The sequence below is a fragment of the Burkholderia sp. MSMB0856 genome (assembly GCF_001524645.2).
GTDB classification, from domain to species: domain Bacteria; phylum Pseudomonadota; class Gammaproteobacteria; order Burkholderiales; family Burkholderiaceae; genus Burkholderia; species Burkholderia diffusa.
Map to the genome: position 1 here is coordinate 300,085 of NZ_CP013428.1, position 23,201 is coordinate 323,285.

Sequence of the window (23,201 nt, forward strand, 5' to 3'; positions counted from 1 at the left end):
GGCGCTCGTCCTTCGCTTCAACGACGCATCGAGTTCATCGCCATGACTGACCGACAACCTTCCCCCGTTTCCTCCGACGCCGCGCGCTGGCAATTCTGGATCGACCGCGGCGGCACCTTCACCGACATCGTCGCGCGCCGGCCCGACGGTTCGCTCGTCACGCACAAGCTGCTGTCGGAGAATCCCGAGCAGTATCGCGATGCGGCCGTGGCCGGCATCCGCCACCTGCTCGGCCTCGCCGACGGCGAGCCGATCACGCCCGAAGGCGTCGACATGGTGAAGATGGGCACGACGGTCGCGACCAACGCGCTGCTCGAACGCAAGGGCGAACGCACCGCGCTCGCGACGACGCGCGGCTTCCGCGACGTGCTGCGCATCGCATACCAGAACCGCCCGCGCCTGTTCGATCTCGACATCGTGCTGCCCGATGCGCTGTACGAGACCGTCGTCGAAATCGACGAGCGGATCGGCGCGCACGGCGACATCGTCGTGCCGCTCGACGTGCAACGCGCGGAAGCAGCGTTGCGCCGCGTGTTCGACTCGGGTGTGCAGGCGCTGGCCATCGTGCTGATCCACGGCTATCGCTACACCGCGCACGAACGCGCGCTGGCGGACCTCGCGCGCCGGATCGGCTTCACGCAGGTGTCGGTGTCGCACGAGGTGTCGCCGCTGATGAAGATGGTGTCGCGCGGCGATACGACCGTGGTCGACGCGTACCTGTCGCCGATCCTGCGCCGCTACGTCGAGCAGGTCGCGCACGAGATGCCCGGCGTGAACCTGCAGTTCATGCAGAGCAGCGGCGGCCTGACGCGCGCCGATGCGTTCCAGGGCAAGGACGCGATCCTGTCCGGCCCGGCCGGCGGCATCGTCGGAATGGTGCGCGCCGCGCGCGCGGCCGGCTTCGAGCGCGTGATCGGCTTCGACATGGGCGGCACGTCGACCGACGTATCGCACTACAACGGCGAATTCGAGCGCGTGTTCGAGACGCAGGTGGCCGGCGTGCGGATGCGCGCGCCGATGATGAGCATCCATACGGTCGCGGCCGGCGGCGGCTCGGTGCTCGGTTTCGACGGCGCGCGGCTGCGCGTCGGGCCCGAATCGGCCGGCGCGAACCCCGGGCCGGCCGCGTACCGGCGCGGCGGCCCGCTGACGGTGACCGACTGCAACGTGATGCTCGGCAAGATCCAGCCCGATCACTTTCCGCGCGTGTTCGGCCCGCACGCGGACGAACCGCTCGACCGCGACGGTGTGGCGGCGAAGTTCGCGGCGCTCGCCGACGAGATCCACGCGGCGACCGGGCGGCGCGACACGCCCGAGGCGCTGGCCGAAGGGTTCCTGGAAATCGCGATCGGCAGCATGGCGAACGCGATCAAGAAGATCTCGGTGCAGCGCGGCCACGACGTGTCGCGCTACGTGCTGACGACGTTCGGCGGCGCGGGCGGCCAGCACGCGTGCGGCGTGGCCGACGCGCTCGGAATGACGCAGGTGTTCGCGCATCCGCTCGCGGGCGTGCTGTCCGCCTACGGGATGGGGCTTGCCGACCAGACCGCGATGCGCGAGCGCGCGGTGGAGGCCGTGTTGTCCGACGAATCGCTGCCGGCGCTGAATGCCGCGCTCGACCGGCTGACCGACGAGGCGGTCGGCGCGTTGCTCGAACAGGGCGTGCCGCCGGCGCGCATCGCGACCGAGCGCCGCGTGCACCTGCGCTACCAGGGCACGGATTCCGCGCTCGACGTGCCGGCCGGCAGCGTCGCGGCGATGCAGCAGGCGTTCGAAACCGCGTACCGGCAACGCTACGCGTTCCTGATGCCCGGCACGCCGCTGGTCGCCGAACTTGCATCGGTCGAGGCGATCGGCCGCTCCGATGCACCGGTCGAGATCGCACCGCTCGAGCCGCGCGACGAGGGCGCGGCGCCGCACGCGCACAGCGCCGTGCGTTTCTATTCCGGGGGCGAATGGCACGACGCGGCGCTGTACGTGCGCGACACGCTGCTCGCCGGCGACGCGATCGACGGCCCCGCGATCGTCGCGGAGAAGAACGGCACGACCGTCGTCGAACCCGGCTGGCGCGCGCGGATGACCGCGCAGGGCAACCTCGTGCTGACGCGCACGACGCCGCTGCCGACGCGCCGCTCGCTCGGCACCGACGCCGACCCGGTACGGCTCGAGATCTTCAACAACCTGTTCATGTCGATCGCCGAGCAGATGGGGCTGCGGCTGCAGAACACCGCGTATTCGGTCAACATCAAGGAGCGGCTCGACTTCTCGTGCGCGATCTTCGACGGCGACGGCAACCTGATCGCGAACGCGCCGCACATGCCCGTGCACCTGGGCTCGATGGGCGAGAGCATCCGCACGGTGATCGAGCGCAACCGCGGCCGCATGCGCGACGGCGACGTGTTCATGCTGAACGATCCGTATCACGGCGGCACGCACCTGCCGGACGTGACCGTCATCACGCCGGTGTTCGCGGACGGCTCGGACACGCCGCTGTTCTACGTCGGCTCGCGCGGCCACCACGCAGACATCGGCGGCACCACGCCGGGCTCGATGCCGCCCGATTCGACGCACATCGACGAGGAAGGTGTGCTGATCGACAACTGGCAGCTCGTGTCGGCGGGCGTGCTGCGCGATGCCGACACACGCGCGCTGCTCGCATCGGGCCGCTATCCGGCGCGCAATGTCGAGCAGAACATGGCCGACCTGCGCGCGCAGATCGCGGCGAACCAGAAGGGCGTCGACGAACTGCGGCGGATGGTCGAGCAGTTCGGCCGCGACGTCGTGCTCGCGTTCATGCAACACGTGCAGGACAACGCGGAAGAGGCGGTGCGGCGCGTGATCGGTGCGCTGCAGGACGGCGCGTACCGCTATCCGCTCGACAACGGCGCGGAGATTCGCGTCGCGATCCGCGTCGACCGCGCGGCGCGCCGTGCGGAGATCGACTTCACCGGCACGTCCGCGCAGCTCGACAACAACTTCAACGCGCCGAAGGCCGTCTGCATGGCTGCCGTGCTGTACGTGTTCCGTACGCTGGTCGGCGACGACATCCCGTTGAACGCCGGCTGCCTGAAGCCGCTGACGGTGATCGTGCCGGCGCGCTCGATGCTGAACCCCGAGTATCCGGCGGCGGTCGTGTCGGGCAACGTCGAGACGTCGTCGGCGATCACCAACGCGCTGTACGGCGCGCTCGGCTGCGTCGCATCGAGCCAGGGAACGATGAACAACTTCACATTCGGCAACGATCGCTACCAGTACTACGAGACCATCGCCGGCGGCAGCGGCGCGGGCGACGGTTTCGCGGGCGTCGGCGCGGTGCAGACGCACATGACGAACTCGCGGCTGACCGATCCGGAGGTGCTCGAGTGGCGCTACCCGGTGCGGCTCGATTCGCATCGGCTGCGCACGGGTTCAGGCGGCGGCGGGCGCTGGCGCGGCGGCGACGGCGCGGTGCGGCGGATCCGTTTCCTCGAGCCGATGACCGCGTCGATCCTGTCGAACAACCGGATCCATGCGCCGTTCGGTGCGGCGGGCGGCGAGGCCGGCGCGCTCGGCCGCAACACGATCGAGCGGGCGGACGGCACGGTCGAGACGCTCGAGCACGTCGGCCGCGCGCAGATGGCGCCGGGCGACGTGTTCGTCGTCGAAACGCCGGGCGGCGGCGGTTACGGCGCGGCGGGCTGAGCGGCTCGACGCAACGGAATGTGTGCAATGCAACGCGCGGAAGCGGTGCGGCGGCGTGCCCGCCGGACGGTTTTCGCGCGTTGCGGCCGGGTCATCGCACCGGTTCCATCAGATGCCGCCGCAATGCCTGCGCGACGCGGCGATATATTCGCGCGCGCTAATCGGCCCGATATTGCAGCGAGTATGGGAATAAAGTCGTGCATTCCGGCGTGAATGGAAATGGAAATTCCCCATTCCGCGTGCTGCCCAATACGATCCGACCCCGCCAGAAATCCGACGGGGGCAGATCGCTGTCGGGTGCCGTCGATTCCCGCAAACGCCCGCCTGGAAAGGCGCACCGCCGAATCCGCCGGCCCCGCTCAGGGCCGTTACGGGCGCCCGCGTGCGGTCCGCCAATCACGAAAAATCCTCCGTGCCAATCGAGTTGCGATTCCTTGACACTCCGTTCTAAATGTGAGTGCCAATCCGCTTCGTCATTTGATAAGATGGCTTCCATCATTCGCTTGGAAACCTGCGCGCGACATGCGCGAACGCCGGTTCGCATTGGTTGGGAACAAGTACGGAACGAGGGCCGCTGGCACAGTCATCACGACTGCCCCGCCGGGTACGCTTGCAGCGCGCCCGGGGATCGGCGGCGGCCGGCTCGGCTCCGTCTACACTGTGCGTTTTTTCTGGATCGGGGCGTGTCCATGGATGACGAAAACGATAGCGCCGTGCTCGAAGCGCATCTCGGTACGCGTAGCCCATGCTGGCGTCTCGGCAGCGACAGCAATGCACTCGAACTGGCCGCCGTCCGCGGCCTGACCAATGTCGCGGTGGCACTGACCAGCGAGCAGGCCGCGCGGATCCGCGTGCTCACCGGCGTCACGTCGCACCTCGTGCTCGAACTCTCGCTGTTCGGCGATCCGGTCAGCCTCCATCTGGTCGGCAGGAAGGTCGATACCGCCAATTGGGCCGGCACGGCCTCCGCCTATTCCGATACCGCCTCCGTCGCGAGCGACCTCGCGCACGGGCTCGCGTTCGCCGAGCAGGTCGTGTCCGAAGTGAATTCGCTCGTCGTGATCCTCGACCGCAACGGCATGGTGCAGCGCTTCAACCGTCTGTGCGAGGAAGTGACGGGCAAGCGCGAGGTCGACGTGATCGGCCGCAGCGCGTTCGAGCTGTTCATGAGCCCCGAGCAGGGCGCGCAGTCGCGCACCAACATCACCGGCTTTTTTGCGAGCAACCGTTCGTTCGCGGTCGAGCGCTACATCAACACGGTCAACGGCCCGCGCCTGTTCCAGTTCCGCAACAAGTTCGTGCAGAGCGGCAGCGGCGTCGACGAGCAGTTCCTGATCTGCTCGGGTATCGACGTCACCGAGGAGCGCAACGCTCAGCAGCGGCTCACCGAGCTCGCGAATACCGATGTGCTGACCGGCTTGCCGAACCGTCACGCAATCAGCGAGCGCATCCGTGTCGCGCTGGCCGCGGACCGCACCGACGTGCGCGGCCAGGTCGGCATCCTGTTCCTCGATCTCGACAACTTCAAGCGCGTCAACGACCACTACGGGCACATCACCGGCGACCGCCTGCTGCAGGACGTGTCCGCGGTCATCGGCGGCTGCCTGCCGTCCGGCGCGACGCTCGCGCGGCTCGGCGGCGACGAATTCCTGGTGCTGTTCGAGCACGGCACGCGGCCGCTGCTCGAGGCGACCGCGCAGATCATCCTCGAGCGGCTGCGTACGCCGATCCACCTCGGGCTGGTGGAGGTCTACACGAGCTGCTCGATCGGCATCGCGATGTATCCGCAGCATGGCGATTCGCTCGAAACGCTGATCCGCAGCGCCGACACCGCGATGTACGTCGCGAAGGAAGAGGGCAAGCATACGTACCGCGTGTTCTCGCTGGAGATGAACCAGAAGGTCGCGAAGTACATGTGGCTCGACACCAACCTGCGCAAGGCGCTCGAGGACGAGCAGTTCGTGCTGCATTACCAGCCGGTCATCGACATCGCGACCGGCGACGTGCACAGCGTCGAGGCGCTGATCCGCTGGCAGTCGCCGGATCGCGGAATCGTCGCGCCGATCGAGTTCATCCGTTTCGCGGAGGAGTCGGGGTTGATCGCGCCGCTCGGCCGCTGGGTGATGCGCACCGCGGCCGCGCAGGCCGCCGCGTGGAAAGCGAAGGGGCTCGGCGTGCGGATCGCGGTGAACGTGTCGGCGCGGCAGTTGCAGGACATGAACATCGTCGACCAGTTCGCGACGATTCTCGACGGCGCGGGGCTGAAGCCGAGCCTCGTCGACATCGAGCTCACCGAAAGCAGCTTCATCGAGGACGAGGAGTCGGCGCACGAACTGATGAAGCAGTTCCGCCAGCTCGGCGCGGAGATTCACCTCGACGATTTCGGCACCGGCTATTCGTCGCTGTCGCAACTGTCGCGGCTGCCGCTCGATTCGATCAAGCTCGATCGCACCTTCATCACGGGCATCGACCGCAACCCGCGCTCGCAGGCGCTGGTGCGCTCGGTCGTGTCGCTCGCGAAGGCGCTGAGTTTCTCGGTGGTCGCCGAAGGCGTCGAGACGCACGCGGAAGCCGAATTCCTGAAGCAGATCAACGTCGATCACGCGCAAGGGTTCTACTTCGCGCGGCCGATGCCGGCCCAGGCGTTCGAGGCCTGGCTCGCGGAAACGAGAAAGCTCAGGCTGATCGCCTGAGCCCCACCGCATGACGGGCGCCGCCGGTTTCGCGGCGGCGCTTCGCTCACATCACACCGTGCGCAGCTTCGACACGCGCCGGTTCTGCAGCATCACCAGACGTTCCATGTACGCGAGATCCTTCGGCTCGATCGTGAACGCCGCGTGAACCCATTGCTCGGTGATGTCCATCAGCTCGGAACGCGTGAGATGGAACACGCGTTCGCGTGCGCGCAGCATCGCGCGGATGCCGTTCAGCTTCGGCTTCATCACGTCGATGAAGGTGCGCGTCGCGAGATACGCGTCGCCCGCGTCGAACGTCTGGTCGACCAGCCCGCGATCCTCGTACCACTCGGCCGCATGCGGCTCGCCGGACGAGATCAGCGATTCCGCGAGCCCTCGGTCCGCCTTGCGTGCGACCAGCGAATAGCCGCCCATGCCCGGGAACAGGTTGAACGCGATCTCGGGGAAGCCGAGTTTCACGCCCTTCTGCGCGAGCATGTAGTGGTGCGCGAGGGCGGCCTCGAAGCCGCCGCCCAGCGCGCTGCCCTCGACCATCGCGATCGAGATCGCCCCGGTGCCGAAGCCGGTGTAGATCTCGAACACGCCGTCGATGCACGAGCGCGCGTAGGCCATCAGCTGGTCGCGGCGGCCGCTGCGGATCGCGTCGACGAAGAAGCTCAGGTCGCCGCCGACGTTGAACAGCTCGGGGACGAGCGAGCCCGTCACCCAGAAGTCGAACGGCAGGCCCGAGTCGCGTGCGACGCGCGCGAGATGGATGATGTCGGTGACGAGTTGCTGGTTGAAGCACGGCCGCGGCTCCGATCGCAGCATCATCCACATGACGTTGCGGCCTTCTTCGTAGAACGCGGTCAGCTGCGTGAGTTCGCCTGCTTCGTAAAACGGACGGCACGCCGGATGGGATTGGAGTTGCATGGTATGTCCTCGTGAGATGTGGTTTTCAAGAACCGCCGCGGCCGGCGTCGTGGAAACCTGCCCCCGGACGGCGCCGGCCGCGAGGCACCGCCATTGTTGCGCGCGCATAGAAGCCGAATTGCGCGGAAAAGCGCATGAACGGGACGCGAGCGGGCAGCGCGTTCGGCGCGAACCGGGCTAAGCATGCGAACGATGCGAATGACACGATCGAGGTGATCGCTCGGCGGGAGGACGGCGATGGGGAAGGCGGGGAAGGGGCCCGCGTCCGGGTGTGCGGAGGCGGTGAGGGCGGTCGGTGCGTATGCGGCCCGTGGGGCGGCGCGACATGCCGGTCGCTTACGCGTTGAAAGCGGCGCGGTGCCGTCGGTCGCGTCTCATGGAATGTGCGGACTGGTGCGGCGGCCGGGCGTCGGCTAGCTTTAGAGGATGACGCCGCTGCGCCGGGCCTTCCGGGAGGGGACCATGACCGCATTCCAGAAGATGTGGCAGCTCGTGATCGGAAAGCCGCTGGACCCGCTCGATCCGCGCACGCGCCATGCGATCGCCGTGACGCCGTTGCTGGCCTGGGTCGGGCTCGGCGCCGACGGGTTGTCGTCGTCGTGCTACGGCCCGGAAGAGGCGTTCCTCGCGCTCGCGCACCACACGCCGCTCGCGCTGTTTCTTGCGCTCGCGACCGCGGCGACCGTGTTCATCATCGCGCTCGGCTACAACCAGGTGATCGAGCTGTTCCCGACCGGCGGCGGCGGCTATCGCGTCGCGACGTCGCTGCTCGGGTCGAAGCCGGGGCTCGTCTCGGGTGCCGCGCTGCTGGTCGACTACGTGCTGACCGTCGCGACGTCGCTCGCGAGCGGCGTCGACGCGTTCTTCAGCCTGCTGCCGGTCAGTGCGCAGGTGTTCAAGCTCACGACCGAGATCGTGCTGATCCTGCTGATGACGGGGCTCAATTTCCGCGGGATGCGCGAATCGATCATGGTACTGCTGCCGATCTTCATCGGCTTCGTTGTCCTGCATTTCGGGCTGATCGTGTATGGCGTCGCCGTGCATGGCAGCAACCTCGCGACGATCGTGCCCGATGCGGTGCACGAGGCGCACGGGATGTCGCAGTCGCTCGGCGTGTTCGTGATGCTCGCGTTGCTGATGCGTGCGTTCTCGCTCGGCGGCGGTACCTATACGGGCCTCGAGGCCGTGTCGAACAACGTGAACATGCTCGCCGATCCGCGCGTGCCGAACGGCAAGGTGACGATGTGGTACATGTCGACGTCGCTCGCGTTCACGGCCGGCGGCATCATCCTGCTGTACATGCTGTGGCACGCGCGGCCCGTCGAAGGCGAGACGCTCAACGCGGTCGTGTTCGGCAGCGTGATCGACCATCTCGGGCTCGGCTCGGCGTTCGCGCGGCATGCGCTGCTCGCGGCCGTGCTCGCGTTCGAGGCCGGGCTGCTGATGGTCGGCGCGCAGACGGGCTTTCTCGACGGCCCGGCCGTGCTGTCGAACATGGCGTCGGATTCCTGGGTGCCGCGCCATTTCCGCGACCTGTCGACGCGCCTCGTGCGGCAGAACGGCATCATCGTGGTCGGATTGTCGAGTCTGCTGATCCTGCTGTGGACGCACGGCAGCGTCGACGTGCTCGTCGTGCTGTACAGCATCAACGTGTTCCTCACGTTCAGCATGTCGCTGCTCGGACTATGCACGTATTGGTGGCGCCATCGCAGCGAGCGCGGCTGGCTCAAGCATTTCTTCCTGTCCGCGCTCGGGTTGACCGTGACGGCGACCGTGCTCGTCATTACGCTGGTCGAGAAGTTCACGGCCGGCGGTTGGCTCACGGTGCTCGTGACGAGCGCGGTGATCGCGCTGTGCTTCATGATCAACCGCCACTACGCATACACGCGCGCGCAGCTCGCGAAGGAGGACGCGCTGTTCTCGGGGGCGCCGCCGGAAGTCGACGAAGCCACCGCGCCCGGCAAGCCCGATCCATCGCAACCGACGGCCGTGCTGCTGGTCGGCAAGCATCGCGGCGCGAGCATGCACGCGCTGCTGTGGGTCAACCGGCTGTTTCCCGGGCAGTTCCGCAACGTGATCTTCCTCGCGGTCGGTGAGGTCGATGCGAAGGCGTACGACGGGCACGAACATCTCGAACGGCTGCGTCGCTCGATCACCGAAGCGCTCGAATACTACGTCGCGCACTGTCGCCGCAACGGCATCGCCGCCGACTACCGGATCGCGTTCGGCACGAATCCCGTCGTGGAATTCATGAACCTCGCGTCGTCGACGCTCGATGACTATCCGAACGCCGTGTGCTTCGCGAGCAAGCTGATCTTCCGGCGCGTGAATTTCCTGACCGCGTGGTTGCACAACCAGACGCCGGTCGAGTTGCAGGCGCGCCTGCATGTCGAGGGCAAGCAGATGGTGCTGCTGCCGATGAACGTCGGGTAGCGGCGGCGCGGAAAGCGCGTGAGCGACTGCCGGCGGCAGCCGTCAGGGTTGATGATGCCGATGCGGTCGGTTGGGCCGCCGCAGCGGCGGATGATGGAATTTGGCCCTCAGCCGGTCGCGCCCCGGACGCTTGATGAAGAACAGCACGGCGAGCGCGACGAACGCCAGCAGCACGACGACTTCCACGATCCCGGTTTCCATGGTGCCTCCTCGTCGCGAGCGGGCGATCCATCGCCGTCGTTCGGCGATCGAGCGGATGCCGGCGGCCGCACGCGATGACGCTTCCATGTCTCATTGTAGGTCGGCGCGCACCGGCTTGACGCGTGCGGATGCGGCGCCCACACTGGCCGACACGAGCGGGGCGCGGTCGGGCGTGTGCGCTGCGCGACCGCGCTTTCCGTGAACCGCGACGAGGTGCGATGTGGTGCGCTTTTCTGCCGGCCTGGCCGGCTGGATGCTGGCATGTGCCGCCGCGTTCGGCGCATCGAACGCTGTCGGCGCGACGCCGGGTGCGGGTCCGGCCGTGGACGAAGCGAGCGGCGTGGCCGATGAAGCACCCGTCACGCTCGTCAGCGATGTCCACGAATTCGTGATCCAGCACGACGGTTCGCTCGACGAGCACGACGATTCGACATTGCGCGCGAACAACGCGAACGGCATCGACGCGGTCGCGCAGCGCTACGTGTGGTTCGACAAGAACCTGGAGAAGGTCGACCTGCTCGCGGCCGAGACGATCGATCGCGACGGCGTCGTGCATCCGGTCGGCCCCGACGGCATCCGCGACGTCCAGGAGCCGCGTTCGGCCGGCGCGCCGACGTTTCAGGACGGGTTGCTGCGCACCGTCGTGTTTCCGGGCGTCGAGGCCGGCTCAGGCACGCGCATCGCGTTCCGCAAGTCGCGCACGAGGCCGGTCAACGCGGGTTACTTCGGCTACTACGTCGAGCCGTCGCGCGAGCCGGTGGAGCACCAGCGGCTGATCTTCGACGTGCCGGCCGACATGACACTGCACGCGGACGCGCGCGGCTACGTCGCGCTGCCGCCGGTAACTGCGAACGGCCGCACGCGCTACGAATTCGACTACCGGCACGGCCCGTACGAGCGCATCGAGAGCGGCGCGGTCGGTTACCCGACCTACGGCGACCGGCTCGTGGTGTCCACGCTGCCCGACTATGCGGCGTTCGCCGCGCGCTACCGCAACGCGGCCGTCGACCCGGGTGCGAACGATCCGGCCGTCGTGCAGCTCGCACGCGCGCTCACCGCCGACGCCGCCGATCCGCACGACAAGGCGCGCATCCTGTACGACTGGGTGCAGGCGAACGTGCGCTACGTCGCGCTCTTTCTCGGCGAGACGGCCGCCGCGCCGCATCGCGTGACCGACATCCTGCGCAACCGCTACGGCGACTGCAAGGACCACGTCGCGCTGTTCGGCGCGTTGCTCGCGGCGGTCGGTATCCGCAGCGAACCGGTGCTGATTAATCTCGGCTCCGTGTACACGCTGCCGTCGGTGCCCGGTTACGGCGGCGGCGCGATCAATCACGCTATCACGTGGCTGCCCGATCTCGGCCTCTACGCCGACACCACGACGGCCGGCATTGCGTTCGGCTACCTGCCGCCGATCGTGATGGATCGGCCGGCTTTGCTCGTCGATACCGGCGTGCTGTCGCGCACGCCCGCCACGCAGCCGAAGCGTCGCACCGCGCGCGTGGCGATCGATGCCGCGCAACCGGGCGCCTCGGGGTTTCATGCGCTCGTCGAGGACGACGGCTGGACCGCCGAGCTCGAACGCACGCTGTTTCGCCGCGCGGCGCCCGACCGGATCCGGCAGCTCGCGAACGAACGCCTGCGGCAAAGCGGGCTGCGCGGTCACGCGCGGATCACGACGAGCGATCGCCGCGCGACCGGCGGCCCGTTCGACGTGACGTATGCCGGCACGCTCGATCACGTCGTGTGGCCCGACGGCACGACCGCCGTGCCCGTGCTGTCGAGCCTCACGGGCGGCATCGCGACACAGGTCGAAGGCTGGCTGGCCGAACCCGCGCGCACGCAGCCGTGGACGTGCATCGGCGGCAGTTTCGAGGAGACCGGTCAGATCACGCTGCCGGCCGACGTCGCGGTGACCGACCTGCCGGCCGATGCGGCCGTGCACGACCGCTTCGTCGACTTCGCGTCGCATTACGTATTCGATGCGGCCACGCGGGTCGTGCAGGTCACGCGGCGGATGAAGGCCGAATTCGGCCGCCAGGTCTGCACGCCCGACGAGTTCACGGCGCTGCGCGCGTCGCTCGAACGCATCGAACGCGACACGCAGGCGCAGATCGTCGTGCGGGCGAAAGGGCATTGAGCGGGGAGGGGAAGTGAGCGCGTCGCCGCCATCGGCCGACGCACGGGAGGAACATCATGACGGAACGGGAACACGAGATCGCCGACCTGGCGAAGGAATTGCTGGGCCGGATCGTGCAGGGCGCGATGACGAACGGCGAGCCGGTGGATGCGCAACAGTGCGCGGCACTGGCCGTGGAGTGCGCGACGGCGCTGGTGGACAAGCTCGACGCGCACAGCGATTGAGCGCAAGCGTCACGGGCGACGGCGGATCGAGCGATGCCGGCATGACTCGGCAGGCGTTTGCTTGGCCGCGCGCCGCACGCGAAGCGTTACACGTCACACGTCGGCGTGCGTGTCGCCTTCGGCACGTACCGCACCCGGCGGCCTGCCGACCACGCGCTTGAACGCGCGGCTGAACGCCGCGAGCGACCCGTAGCCGAGCCGGTATGCCACCGCTTCGATCGTCTCGCCCTCGCGGGCGATCCACTGCGCGGCGAGCCGCATCCGCAGCTCGGTCAGGTAGCGCACCGGCGTCATCCCGGTGGCCGCGAGAAAGCGCTCGGCGAATACCGAGCGCGACACGCCCGCTTCGGCGGCGAGTTCCGCGACGCTCCAGTTGCGCCCCGGATCGCGATGCAGCGCGACGATCGCACGGCCGAGCTTCGGCTCGCGCAGCGCCTGCACCCAGCCCGTCGCGTCGCCGCATCCGCATTCGACCCAGCCGCGCACGATGAACGCAGCGACCACGTCCGCGAGCCGCGCGAGGATGCCCGCGAAGCCCGCGCGCTCGGAGCACGATTCGCGTTCCATCGCGTCGAGCATCGGACGGATTTCCGGGTAGCGCGCGAGCAGCGTGCCGACGTGCATGAATTCCGGCATCGTCCCGACGAGCGGCTGCATGCCGCCGAGATCGAGCTCCATGCACGCGCTGAAGATCAGCGCGTCGCCGGCGGCCGGCTCCGTCGCGGCGCACGACGTCGCGCCCACCGACGCGACCGTGTCGCAGATCTTCGCGACCTCGAACCCGCCGATCTCGCGGCACGGCGCATCCGGATCGGACACCAGCGCGTGCGTGCGGCCGTGCGGCAGCAGGATCGCGTCGCCCGCTTCGAGCCGCATCGTCGTGCCGTCCGCGTCGCGCAGCAGCACGGGCCCGCGCCCGACGAAATGGAACTGCGCGCGGCCCGGCGCATGGCCGAAACTCAGCCCGAACGGCCGCGGCACCTGGATGCGGCGATACTGCACGCCGCTCAGGCGCATCCCCAGCAGCAGTTCGCTGACGAGGTCGTGCACGTCGGGGACGGGAGGAAGCAGGGGCTCGGACATCGCGAAATTCGGACGATCGATCAACAAGAACGGATTGTATGTCATAGACCGTCCTGCCGCCGTTCCTTACGATACGTCGTCATCAGTATTTTCCCTATACGACCCGGAACGACGCATGAATCCAGGAATCTCCTCTGCCGCCACCACGGCGGCCCCCCGCGAGCCGGCCTGGGGCGCCGTCTTCGCGATGACGCTCGGCGTGTTCGGTCTCGTCACCGCCGAATTCCTGCCCGCGAGCCTGCTCACGCCGATGGCCGACAGCCTCGGCGTGACCGAAGGCGTCGCCGGCCAGGCCGTCACGGCCACCGCGACGGTCGCGCTCGTCACGAGCCTGTTGATCTCGGCGCTGACGCGCACGATCGACCGCCGGCGCGTGCTCCTCGTGTTCTCGATGCTGCTCGTCGCGTCCAATCTCGCGGTCGCGTTCGCGCCCAACCTGACGACGCTGCTGATCGGCCGCGTCGTGCTCGGCGTCGCGCTCGGCGGCTTCTGGACGATGGCGACCGCCACCGCGATGCGGCTCGTGCCGACCGCGATGGTGCCGCGCGCGCTGTCGATCATCTTCAGCGGCGTGGCGGTCGCGACGATCGCGTCCGCGCCGATGGGCAGTTATTTCGGGCACCTGATCGGCTGGCGCAACGTGTTCCTGATCGCGGCCGGCCTCGGCGGTCTCGCATTCGCGTCGCAGGTGATGACGCTGCCGTCGATGCCGCCGAGCGGCACGACGCGGCTACGCACGCTCGTCGACGTCCTGCGCCGGCCGACCGTCGGCCTGGGGATGTTCGCGACGATCCTCGTGTTCACCGGGCATTTCGCGTTCTTCACGTATCTGCGGCCGTTCCTCGAACAGGTTGCCGGTGTCGGCGTGAACGGGCTGTCGGCGATCCTGCTCGGCTACGGGATCGCGAACTTCGTCGGCACGTCGCTCGCGGGCCGCGTGCTCGAGCATCGACTGCGGCCGATGCTGATCGGGATGCCCGCGCTGATGGTCGTGCTCGGCGTCGCGCTCGTCGCGCTCGGCCGCGCACCGATGATCGACGCGGTGCTCGTCGCGTTGTGGGGGATGGCGTTCGGCGGCGTGCCGGTCGCATGGTCGACGTGGGTCACGCGCACCGTGCCCGATGAGGCCGAGAGCGCGGGCGGGCTGATCGTCGCGGCGATCCAGCTCGCGATCGCGACGGGCGCGGCGGCTGGCGGCGTCGTGTTCGACGCGAACGGCGCGGGCGGCGTGTTCCTGGGCGCGGCCGCGGTGCTTGCCGTGGCGGTCGCGACGATCGTGACCGGCGTGCCGAAGCGGGTGGGCGTGGCGCCGGTGCTGGCCGAGTGAGGTGCATGCGGGCCGATCGACGCGAGCGTGGATCGGCCTGCCGTTTGGACCGTCGAGAAGCCGGCGTGTCAGGATGAAGTGATCGGCGCGGGCACGCTGCTTGTTGCGGCGCGCCAGCTGTTTGCTTCATGCGACGTTCAGCGGCCGATCAGCCGCCTTGCCTGACCACCGCCGCAAGTGCCTTCATCGCCTGCAGGTAAGGGTACGGCCCGTGGCTGATGCGCGAGACGCCGTATGACGCGAGTTCGGCCAGCGTCGGCGTTTGCGCGACGCGCATGATGTTCACGGGCAGCGGCGACGCGGCCGTCAGCGCGCGAATCAGCGCCGGCGACTGCAGCCCCGGCACGAACAGGCCGTCGGCGCCGGCCTCCGCGTACGCATGCGCGCGCGTCAGCACGTCGTCGAGCAAACGCTCGTCGTGCGTGTCGGCCGCAGCCTTGAAGAACACGTCGGTGCGCGCGTTGATGAAGTAGCCGATCTCCGCGCGGTCGGCCGCCTGCCGCGCCGCCGCGAGACGCGCCGCCGCAGCGTCGACGGTGCGCAGCTCGCCCGTCGCCGGAAAACTGTCCTCGAGATTGCAGCCGATCGCGCCGGCCTCGATGCTGCGCGCGATCGTGTCCGCGACATCCTCCAGCCGCTCGCCATACCCGCTTTCGAGATCGACGGTGACGGGCAGGTCGGTCGCCTGAGCGATCCGCGCGAGCACTTCCATCACGAGCGCTTTCGGCATCTGCTCGCCGTCGACGAAACCGTTGGCCGCCGCGACCGACCAGCTGCCGGTTGCCAGCGCGACGCCGCCCGCGTCGGCCACCGTGCGCGCGCTGCCGGCGTCCCACACGTTGAACAACGCGAGCGGCTGGCCCGCGCGATGAAGCGAACGGAAATACGCGGCTTTCTCCTTGTTATTGCGGCTCATGCTCGTTCCTCCGGTTGAAATTTCGATCGGTGTTCTTATCGAACGATACGGCGACCGTGTCGAGCGCCGCGAGGAAATCGCGTGCATCGAACAGTTCGCCGAGGCTGCGCACGCCGCCCGACGTCAACGCGTTGCCGCTCAGCAAGCGGACCGTCGCCTCGACGATGATCGGTGCGCTGACCGCATAGATGTCGCGTCCCGCCGCGGTCGCGCGATGCGTGCTGCCGTTCTGCACGACGACCACGTCCATCGCGAATTGCTGCGCGGAGCGGCCGAGCGTGTCGACCGGCCGCGGCGGCGGCGTGCCGGCATCACGCACGTCGCGCAGCGCGCGCGTCGCGAGCCAGGACTCGATCGTATCGATGCGCAGATGACGCGCGAGTGTCATCACTTCCGAAAACGGCAGCAGCGTGACGTCGACGTCGCCGAGCGGCGACGGGAACGGCCACCTGCGTTCACGTGGCGTCGACGGCACCGCGGTCGGCTTGCCGTCCTTCCGGATCAGCCGGATCGCATGATTGCGCTCGCCGGTCACGCGCGTGCCGCGCGTCGGATGCCAGCTGTCGAGGCCGGTCGCGACGTCGACGCGCTCGATCGGCTCGCGTGGCTCGACGATCGCCGTGACAAGCAGGTCGGCCAGGCCGCCGTAGAACGCGGCGGCCGGCACGAGCGTCACGCCGGCGGCGCGTGCGCGGGCGTCGCGCTGGTCGGTCAGCGCCTGGACCGACGGCTGCTCGGCCGTCAGGTCGAGATACGGGATGCCTGCCCGCAACGCCGCATCGGCGAGCGGCAGCGCGGTATCGAGGTACGGGCCCGCGCAGTTGATCACCGCATGCGCGCCGCGCAATGCGGCGTCGAGCGCGGCCGGATCATCGACCGAGGCGACGCGCCACGGCGGCGCGTCGGGGCCGCCTTGCGCGAGGCGCGCGGCATCGCGCCCGATGCGGATCGCGCCGAGGCCGCGCCGTTCCAGCTCGGCCACGACGAACCGCCCCGTGTGACCCGTGGCGCCATACACTGCAACCGTCATTCGATCGTCCATGATCAACTCCGATACAGAACGGTACGTTTTATAGTACAGACCTGTAGCGTCGTCAACTTCCGGGTGCTATCATCGGACGCACTTTCGCGGGACAGGCGGCCTCGGCGGCCGGGCTTGGATGAAAAAGGGAACGGACACGAACGGGAGCGCGCCCGATACGCGCGAACGCATTCTGCAAACGGCGAGCGCGCTGTTCTACCAGGAAGGGACGCGGGCGGTCGGGGTGGACCTGATCGTCGCGCGGGCGGGCGTCGCGAAGACGAGCCTGTATCGGCACTTCGCGACGAAAGACGACCTGATCGAGGCGTTCCTGCTGCGCGAGGATGCGGATTTCTGGGCGCACTGGGACGCGGTGGCCGCGCAATACCGGCGCACGCCGCGCGAGGAGCTGGATGCGCAGCTGCAGTGGATCGGCGAGCGCATCGAGCGCCCCGGTTATCGCGGCTGTCCGCAGATCAACATCGCCGCCGAGTATGCAGACGGCAATCATCCGGCCCGCAAGGTCGCCGTCGCGCACAAGCAGGAATTGCGGCGCCGGCTGACGGAGCTGGCCAGCGCGATGCGGATCGACGAACCGGAAACCTACGCGCTGCGGCTCGCGACCGTCATCGACGGCGCGCTCAGCAGCGGGCAGGCGCTGCACGCGCACGGGCCCGTGCGCTTCCTGCAGGAGTTCGCGCAACTGCTGATGCCGAAGAAGGCGCGGAAGTGACGCGCATGGCGCGCCGCGTCAGTCGCGCGTAGCCGGATCCTCCGACAGCGCGCGCAACTGCCCGCGCAGCACATCGACTTCACCCGCCGCGAACGGCCGTTCGATCTCGGCGTGCGTCTGCTGCCACAGCGGGAACGCTTCGGCCAGCAATCGATGGCCGGCCGGCGTGAGTTGGAGCAGGCGGCTGCGCTTGTCGTCCGGATCCTGCGTGATCGTGAGCAGCCCGCGCCGCTCGAGCGGCTTGAGCGCGGCGGTCAGCGTGGTGCGGTCCATCGCGAGCAATGACGCGACCGATTTCATCGCGGCCGGCTGCGGCCGGTTCAGCGACATCAACAGCGAAAACTGGCCGTTGGTGAGATCCAGCGGACGCAGCACATCGTCGAAGATGCGCGCGAGATTGCGCGCCGCGCGCTGCATGTGCAGGCACAGGCAGCAATCGCGCACCATCAGCGTCGTTTCGAAAGGGAGCATTTCTTTGCGTGCCATGTTGCAATTGTGTTGATATCAACCTATTGTGTCAAGGGCGAGGAGCGGCAGCCCGTCGTTCCCGCCATCGGACGGAGGAAGCATGGGTGCGCAACAGCAGTTGTATCTCGCGGTATTCCTCGGCAGCAAGGAGAGCCCGGCCATGAAGGCGTGGATGGCGTTGCCGGAGGACGAGCGGCGCACGCGGGAGCGTGAAGGGATCGCCGCGTGGCACGCGTGGGTCGAGCGGCATCGCGACGCGATCGTCGAGCTCGGCGGGCCGCTCGGCAAGACCAAGACCATCGCCAAGGGCGGCGTGACGGACACCGCCAATGCGATGAGCGGCTTCACGGTCGTACGCGCCGCATCGCACGACGCGGCCGCCGCGCTGTTCGAAGGTCATCCGCATTTCACGCTGTTTCCGGGTGAAGCGATCGACGTGATGCCGGTGCTCGCGGTGCCGGGCATGTGAGCGGCGACAGGCGCTGCGCGCGCGGTCGTCGCGGCCGATGGGCCGTCGCCTGCGTGCGGCGATTTTTCCCGACATTATCGATGGAGACATTGCGATGAAGCTTTACGGATTCGCAGGCACGCGCTCGCAACGCGCGCTCTGGGGGCTCAAGGAACTGGACGCGGATTTCGAGTTCGTGTCGGTCAACCTGCTCGAGGGCGAGCACAAGCGGCCCGAATTCCTGCGCCTCAATCCGGCCGGCAAGGTGCCCGTGCTGGTGGACGGCGACCTCGTGATTCCCGAGTCGGCCGCGATCGTGCTGTATCTCGCGGACAAGTACCCGGAGAAGGCGCTGTTGCCCGTCGATCTGGCGCTGCGCGCGCAGGCGTATCGGTGGGTGATGTTCGCGGTGACGGAGCTTGAACAGCCGCTGTGGCGGATTACGCGACATTCGTTCATCTATCCGCCGGAAAAGCGCTCGCCGGCCGATATCGAGCTGGCTCGCGAGGATTTCGCGACGATGGCCGCGATCCTCGAAAAGCATCTCGAAGGGCGCGAATTCATCGTCGGCGACTCGTTGACGGTGGCCGATTGCGTGACGGTCTACCTGATCGACTGGGCGAGCGAATGCCACCTGATCGAACCGTTCCCGCAATTGCGCGCGTATCTTGAGCGGCTTTATGCGCGGCCCAAAGCGCCGCAACGGATCGCGGACGCGCGCAAGGCGGCGTGAAACGGTGGTCGGACGTGCCGATGGCGGCGATCGACCTCGATCGCGCGATCGCGCGGCGTTGCGGGCTAGCGGTTACGACGCTTCGACGGGGCCGCCGAGCGCACGACACAGCGCCGACAAGTCGCGAACGGTCAGATGCGGGGACGGAGCACGATGCGCGGCGTGCTCCGCTTCCGGCCCTTCGTGACGCACCACCCAGGCCGCTTGAAGCCCGGCATTCAACGCGCCGACGATATCGAGGTGAAAGTCGTCGCCGACGTGGAGCAGTTCCGCCGCTGGCACGCCGAGCGTCGCGGCGGCCGCATGGAAGATTTCCGGCTCGGGTTTCGCGAACCCGAACGCACGCGCGCTGAGCGTGTCGCGGAAGAACTCGCCGCCGCCGGTCAGCCGAAGATCCGCATTGCCGTTCGTCACCGCGATCAGCGGAAATCGCGCGCTCAACCACGCGAGCGCAGGCAACGCATCGTCGAAGAACTCGACCCGGTTTCGCGCGGAATAGAACACGTCGTATGCGCGGTCGGTCAGCGTGACGTCTTCGTTCGCGCGTTCGAGCGCAAGCCGGATCGACCCGATGCGCAGCGCGCGGAAGTCGCTGACGAGGTCCGGCCGAAAGCGTTCGTATTCGTTGCGCAACTGGCCCAGTGCCTGCGACGTGGGCACGACGCTCGCGGTATCGGGCGCGTGCGCGATCAGCCACGCATGCAGCGATGCCTCGGCCCGTTCGACGGAAGGTCCGAACGGCCACAGCGTGTCGTCGAGATCGAACGAGATGGCGGAAATTCGGGATAGACGCATGACGATGGAAGATACCACGCCGGTGCCGTTCACCACGGCCACGGGATCGAACGTCCCGCGCCGTTTTCGACGGCCTGCCGGTACAGGAAACGCGCAACGGTCAGGTCCTGCAGCGCGAGTCCCGTCATGTCGAACACGGTGATCTCGCCCGGCGATCGATCAACGGACACGGTGCCGGCAAGCACGTCGCCGATTTCAGCGCGCGGCAGATCGGGCGCCCATTGACATTCGCCGATGCTACCCGCCTGCTCGTGATCGTCCACGAAAATGCGCGCGCGCGCCAATACGCCTTCGGGAAGTTCGCGCTTGCCCGCTGTGTCCGCGCCGACGCAGGTCAGGTGGGTGCCGGGCTGAACCGCGTCCGCGTCGAACAGCGGGCCGCCGCCCGGCGTGGCCGTGATGACCACGTCGCTAGCGGCCACGGCATCGTTCCAGTCCTGTGTGATTTGGATGTCGCAGCGCTTGCGGAATGCCGACTCGAACACCGCGTCCGGTTCGCCGCTGACGTTCACATACAGCACCGAGCACCGTTGCGGCAGCAGTCTGAGCGCGTAGTCGAGCTGCACGCGCGCCTGCACGCCGGTGCCGAACACGCAGATGCGCGTACTGTCGCGGCGGGCCAGCGCCTGCAGGCCGAGGCCGCCGGCCGCGCCGGTCCGGGCGGTGGTGATCGCATTGCCGTCCATGATGCAGAGCGGACGGCCGGTGGCCGGATCGACCAGCGCGATCGTCGCCTGATGCGGCTCGCCGCCCCGGTTTCGATTGCCGGGCCAGAACCCGGCTGCCTTGAAGCCGAGCAGATCCTGGCTCGCGACGTCGCCGGACTTGATGCCGAATACGCCACCGGTATGCAGCCGTTCGCGCACGACCGGGAACACGCGCCCGGCACGTCGACTGTGCAGCACGAAGGCTTCGTGCACCGCCGTCATTACCGGTTCGGGTTGGAGGGCCGGTTCGACGGCATCCCGGTCGAGAAGAAGGAGGTGGGCGTCTGTCGGCATGGTGGCGCAGTCTGTCGGATGCGTCGCGGATCGCGGTTTTTAAATTGTGTCTAGATTTAGACAAATAGTCAATTTCGTTCGGGCGAGGGTGCGGCGGCAGGTTTCACCGCTCGAAATCTGCCGCCGCACCGGTCATGGCCTTGAGGCGTCCTACCACCCGTAGAAGCGTGGCCAGGCCTGCACGGCGCCGTCGCTGCCCAGCGCGAGATATTCCGGATGTTGCGCACCGGTCGCGCATGCATGGTTCGGCAGGATCCGCAAACGGGTGCCGATCGGAAACCGCTTCGCAATCGCGGTGTCGGCCATCCCCGCGCGCGACACGATGCCGTGCTCCTGATTGGCCGCGCTCATCACGTAGTCGCCGAGCACTTCACCGTCTTCGGTACACACCTGCCCGTAGCCGAAATCCCGCGCCTGCCGCTGCGTGCCGCGATCGCGGCTCATCGCCATCCAGCCCGCATCGACGATGGCCCAGCCTTTTTCTTCCTGGTGTCCGATCACGGTGGTCAGCACCGACAGGGCGATGTCGGACAGCGCGCACACGCCGACGTTGTGCATCACGAGGTCGAACAGCACGTACACGCCCGCGCGGACTTCCGTCACGCCGTCGAGACGCTCCGCGGACAACGCGGTCGGCGTCGAACCGATGCTCACGACCGGGCAGGGCAACCCGGCGGCCCTGAGGCGTTCCGCGGCGTGCACGGTCCGGCTACGCTCCTGTTCGGCGAGCGCGACCAGCGCGTCGCGGGTGTCGTAGTCGTAGCTGGAGCCGGCATGCGCGAGCACGCCGCCGAGCGTCATTCCGCCGTCGACCAGCGCGCGGCCGACGTCGATCAGCAGGTCGTCGTCGGGTGCAATCCCCGAGCGGTGACCGTCGACGTCGACTTCGATCCAGACTTCGAAGCGCTCGCCGTGCTCGCGCCCGAATTCGGCGATGGCGCGCGCGGTCTGCAGGCTGTCGGTGACGATCTTCAGGTCGCAACCCTGCCGGCGCAGCGCGAGCGCGTGGCCGAGCCTGGCGGGAATCATCCCGACCGCATAGACGATGTCGCGTACCCCGACCGCGAAGAACTGTTCGGCCTCCTTGAGCGTCGACACCGTGATGCCCTGCGCACCGGCAGCGATCTGCGCGTCGACGACATGCCGGCATTTGGTGGTCTTCACGTGCGGCCGGAACCTGACGCCGAGCGCGTTCAGATGCGCCTGCATGCGGGTGATGTTATGACGCATGCGACCGACGTCGATCAATGCGGCGGGGGTGTTCGGAAGCGGGATGCCCATGATGCGTTGCCTCGGTGGTTTGCCGACAGCGAACACTGTAGGGTGTTGGGCAAGCAGTGTGTTTAACGTGAGCCAAATCGATCATTAAGTTCGATTTAATCTCGGGAAGCCGCTCATGCCTTGCCGCGCCACGGCGGCGGATCGAGAAATTGCGTCGCGGCTTGGAGGAAGACCCGTTGCCGCGCGGAGCGGCCGGTGCGCGACGGCAGTAGCGCGGTCACGGGCGCGGGCGGCAGATGCCAGTCAGGCAGCAGCCTGACCAGCTTGCCGCTGGCCAGCAGCGGCGCGACGTCCCACTCGGAGCGTTCCACGATCCCGAGCCCGGCCAGTGCCCAGTCGGTGACGACGGTGCCGTCGTTCGACGAAAGCGCACCCGTGACGCGAATCACCGTCGATCGCCGGGATTCGCCCTTGCCATCGCCGGTTTGCGAGAAGCGCCAGCGCGGAACGTCCTCGTCGTTTTCGCGCAGGCACAGGCAGTCGTAGCGGGCGAGGTCGGACGGATGGTTCAGTTCCTTGATGCGCCGCGCGTAACCGGGGCTCGCGCACAGGAAGCGCTCGTTGGGCGCGAGCGGATAGCCGATCCACGATGACGACTTCAGGCCCCCGACATGGATGACCACGTCGGCCCCCGACGCGCTGGTCAGCGGACTCTCCGACAGGTGCAGCGAAATTTCGAGCTTCGGATGCGCGCGTTGCACGTCACGCACGATCCGCGCGACGTACTTGCGTCCGAAGCCGAACGGCGCGACGACGCGCAGCGTGCCCTGCACGTCGCCGTGATCGCCGGAGATATTGACCGGCAGCGCCTCGACGCGCTCGAGAATCCCGACCGCCTCCTGGTACAGCCGCTGACCCTCGTCGGTCAACGCGATCCCTTTCGGCTGCCGCACGGCGAGCCGGACGTTCAGTCGTGCCTCCATCCGCTGCAGGCGGATCGTGACCGCGGGCGGGGTGAGGTCGAGCAGGCGCGCGGCGGATGCCAACGAGCGCGACGCGCCGATCGCGCGAACGAGCCGAAGATCGTCAAGGTCGAGCATTGCATGTCTCTTGATGCTGATGTTGTCGAGCATTAAACATCACATCGGATGAAGAAAGGAGCGTTACA

At 68.1% G+C, this 23,201-nt stretch carries 19 protein-coding genes; 9 read left to right on the top strand and 10 right to left on the bottom strand.

Annotated elements, in window-relative coordinates; translation table 11 throughout:
- Positions 1–42 precede the first annotated feature (42 nt).
- Both WS87_RS18970 and pdeR read left to right on the top strand, forming a co-directional pair.
- Positions 43–3,681, top strand: a complete 3,639-nt coding sequence (locus WS87_RS18970) for a hydantoinase B/oxoprolinase family protein (RefSeq protein WP_059818600.1) — start codon at positions 43–45, stop codon at positions 3,679–3,681.
- 689 nt (positions 3,682–4,370) lie between these two features.
- Positions 4,371–6,374, top strand: coding sequence for a cyclic di-GMP phosphodiesterase (gene pdeR, locus WS87_RS18975; protein ID WP_059818601.1), 2,004 nt, complete (start codon positions 4,371–4,373; stop codon positions 6,372–6,374).
- A gap of 51 nt (positions 6,375–6,425) precedes the next feature.
- Here the strand turns inward: pdeR and WS87_RS18980 are convergent, their stop codons facing one another.
- Entirely contained in the window at positions 6,426–7,289 is an 864-nt protein-coding gene (locus tag WS87_RS18980; RefSeq protein ID WP_059532133.1) for a crotonase/enoyl-CoA hydratase family protein, read from the bottom strand.
- A 462-nt stretch (positions 7,290–7,751) separates the two neighbouring features.
- On the opposite strand from WS87_RS18980, the gene WS87_RS18985 reads away from it, so the two are divergent.
- Positions 7,752–9,722: an APC family permease gene (locus WS87_RS18985; RefSeq protein WP_059818602.1), complete on the top strand. Its 1,971-nt coding sequence runs from the start codon at positions 7,752–7,754 to the stop codon at positions 9,720–9,722.
- A 42-nt stretch (positions 9,723–9,764) separates the two neighbouring features.
- Here the strand turns inward: WS87_RS18985 and WS87_RS33675 are convergent, their stop codons facing one another.
- The gene (locus WS87_RS33675; protein ID WP_159085693.1) at positions 9,765–10,010 is read right to left on the bottom strand and encodes a hypothetical protein; all 246 of its coding nucleotides are present in this window, start codon (positions 10,008–10,010) and stop codon (positions 9,765–9,767) included.
- A gap of 133 nt (positions 10,011–10,143) precedes the next feature.
- Here WS87_RS33675 and WS87_RS18990 point away from each other — a divergent pair, with 133 nt between their 5' ends.
- A complete protein-coding gene (locus tag WS87_RS18990; protein WP_059818603.1) occupies positions 10,144–12,063 on the top strand; it encodes a DUF3857 domain-containing transglutaminase family protein in 1,920 nt (639 codons plus the stop codon).
- Positions 12,064–12,119: 56 nt separating this feature from the next.
- Positions 12,120–12,287 (top strand): hypothetical protein, encoded by a 168-nt coding sequence (locus WS87_RS34020; protein WP_175906761.1) that lies wholly within the window; start codon positions 12,120–12,122, stop codon positions 12,285–12,287.
- Between the two features lie 93 nt (positions 12,288–12,380).
- On the opposite strand, the gene WS87_RS18995 is transcribed toward WS87_RS34020, so the two are convergent.
- Positions 12,381–13,415: an AraC family transcriptional regulator gene (locus tag WS87_RS18995; protein WP_059690345.1), complete on the bottom strand. Its 1,035-nt coding sequence runs from the start codon at positions 13,413–13,415 to the stop codon at positions 12,381–12,383.
- 70 nt (positions 13,416–13,485) lie between these two features.
- Between WS87_RS18995 and WS87_RS19000 the strand changes: the two genes are divergently transcribed.
- A complete protein-coding gene (locus WS87_RS19000) occupies positions 13,486–14,697 on the top strand; it encodes an MFS transporter (protein ID WP_059818604.1) in 1,212 nt (403 codons plus the stop codon).
- A 148-nt stretch (positions 14,698–14,845) separates the two neighbouring features.
- Here WS87_RS19000 and WS87_RS19005 read toward each other — a convergent pair whose 3' ends face one another.
- Both WS87_RS19005 and WS87_RS19010 read right to left on the bottom strand, forming a co-directional pair.
- The gene (locus WS87_RS19005; RefSeq protein WP_059818605.1) at positions 14,846–15,613 is read right to left on the bottom strand and encodes an isocitrate lyase/PEP mutase family protein; all 768 of its coding nucleotides are present in this window, start codon (positions 15,611–15,613) and stop codon (positions 14,846–14,848) included.
- Positions 15,600–16,655 (bottom strand): saccharopine dehydrogenase family protein, encoded by a 1,056-nt coding sequence (locus tag WS87_RS19010; RefSeq protein WP_059818606.1) that lies wholly within the window; start codon positions 16,653–16,655, stop codon positions 15,600–15,602. The genes WS87_RS19005 and WS87_RS19010 overlap by 14 nt, the downstream gene beginning before the upstream one ends.
- A gap of 118 nt (positions 16,656–16,773) precedes the next feature.
- Between WS87_RS19010 and WS87_RS19015 the strand changes: the two genes are divergently transcribed.
- Entirely contained in the window at positions 16,774–17,367 is a 594-nt protein-coding gene (locus WS87_RS19015) for a TetR/AcrR family transcriptional regulator (protein ID WP_059702824.1), read from the top strand.
- Positions 17,368–17,385: 18 nt separating this feature from the next.
- On the opposite strand, the gene WS87_RS19020 is transcribed toward WS87_RS19015, so the two are convergent.
- A complete protein-coding gene (locus WS87_RS19020) occupies positions 17,386–17,853 on the bottom strand; it encodes a MarR family winged helix-turn-helix transcriptional regulator (RefSeq protein ID WP_059818607.1) in 468 nt (155 codons plus the stop codon).
- A gap of 82 nt (positions 17,854–17,935) precedes the next feature.
- On the opposite strand from WS87_RS19020, the gene WS87_RS19025 reads away from it, so the two are divergent.
- Both WS87_RS19025 and WS87_RS19030 read left to right on the top strand, forming a co-directional pair.
- The gene (locus tag WS87_RS19025) at positions 17,936–18,304 is read left to right on the top strand and encodes a YciI family protein (RefSeq protein ID WP_059818608.1); all 369 of its coding nucleotides are present in this window, start codon (positions 17,936–17,938) and stop codon (positions 18,302–18,304) included.
- Positions 18,305–18,398: 94 nt separating this feature from the next.
- Positions 18,399–19,016 carry a glutathione S-transferase family protein gene (locus WS87_RS19030; protein ID WP_059690341.1) on the top strand — a complete coding sequence of 206 codons (618 nt, stop codon included), beginning with the start codon at positions 18,399–18,401 and terminating at the stop codon, positions 19,014–19,016.
- A gap of 72 nt (positions 19,017–19,088) precedes the next feature.
- Here the strand turns inward: WS87_RS19030 and WS87_RS19035 are convergent, their stop codons facing one another.
- From WS87_RS19035 to WS87_RS19050, 4 genes are all read right to left on the bottom strand, one after another.
- The gene (locus WS87_RS19035) at positions 19,089–19,811 is read right to left on the bottom strand and encodes an HAD family hydrolase (protein ID WP_059819601.1); all 723 of its coding nucleotides are present in this window, start codon (positions 19,809–19,811) and stop codon (positions 19,089–19,091) included.
- Between the two features lie 29 nt (positions 19,812–19,840).
- Positions 19,841–20,812: an ornithine cyclodeaminase family protein gene (locus WS87_RS19040; RefSeq protein WP_059818609.1), complete on the bottom strand. Its 972-nt coding sequence runs from the start codon at positions 20,810–20,812 to the stop codon at positions 19,841–19,843.
- A 150-nt stretch (positions 20,813–20,962) separates the two neighbouring features.
- A complete protein-coding gene (locus tag WS87_RS19045; protein WP_059818610.1) occupies positions 20,963–22,093 on the bottom strand; it encodes a DSD1 family PLP-dependent enzyme in 1,131 nt (376 codons plus the stop codon).
- Positions 22,094–22,206: 113 nt separating this feature from the next.
- Positions 22,207–23,166: a LysR family transcriptional regulator gene (locus WS87_RS19050; protein WP_059818611.1), complete on the bottom strand. Its 960-nt coding sequence runs from the start codon at positions 23,164–23,166 to the stop codon at positions 22,207–22,209.
- Between the last annotated feature and the right edge of the window lie 35 nt (positions 23,167–23,201).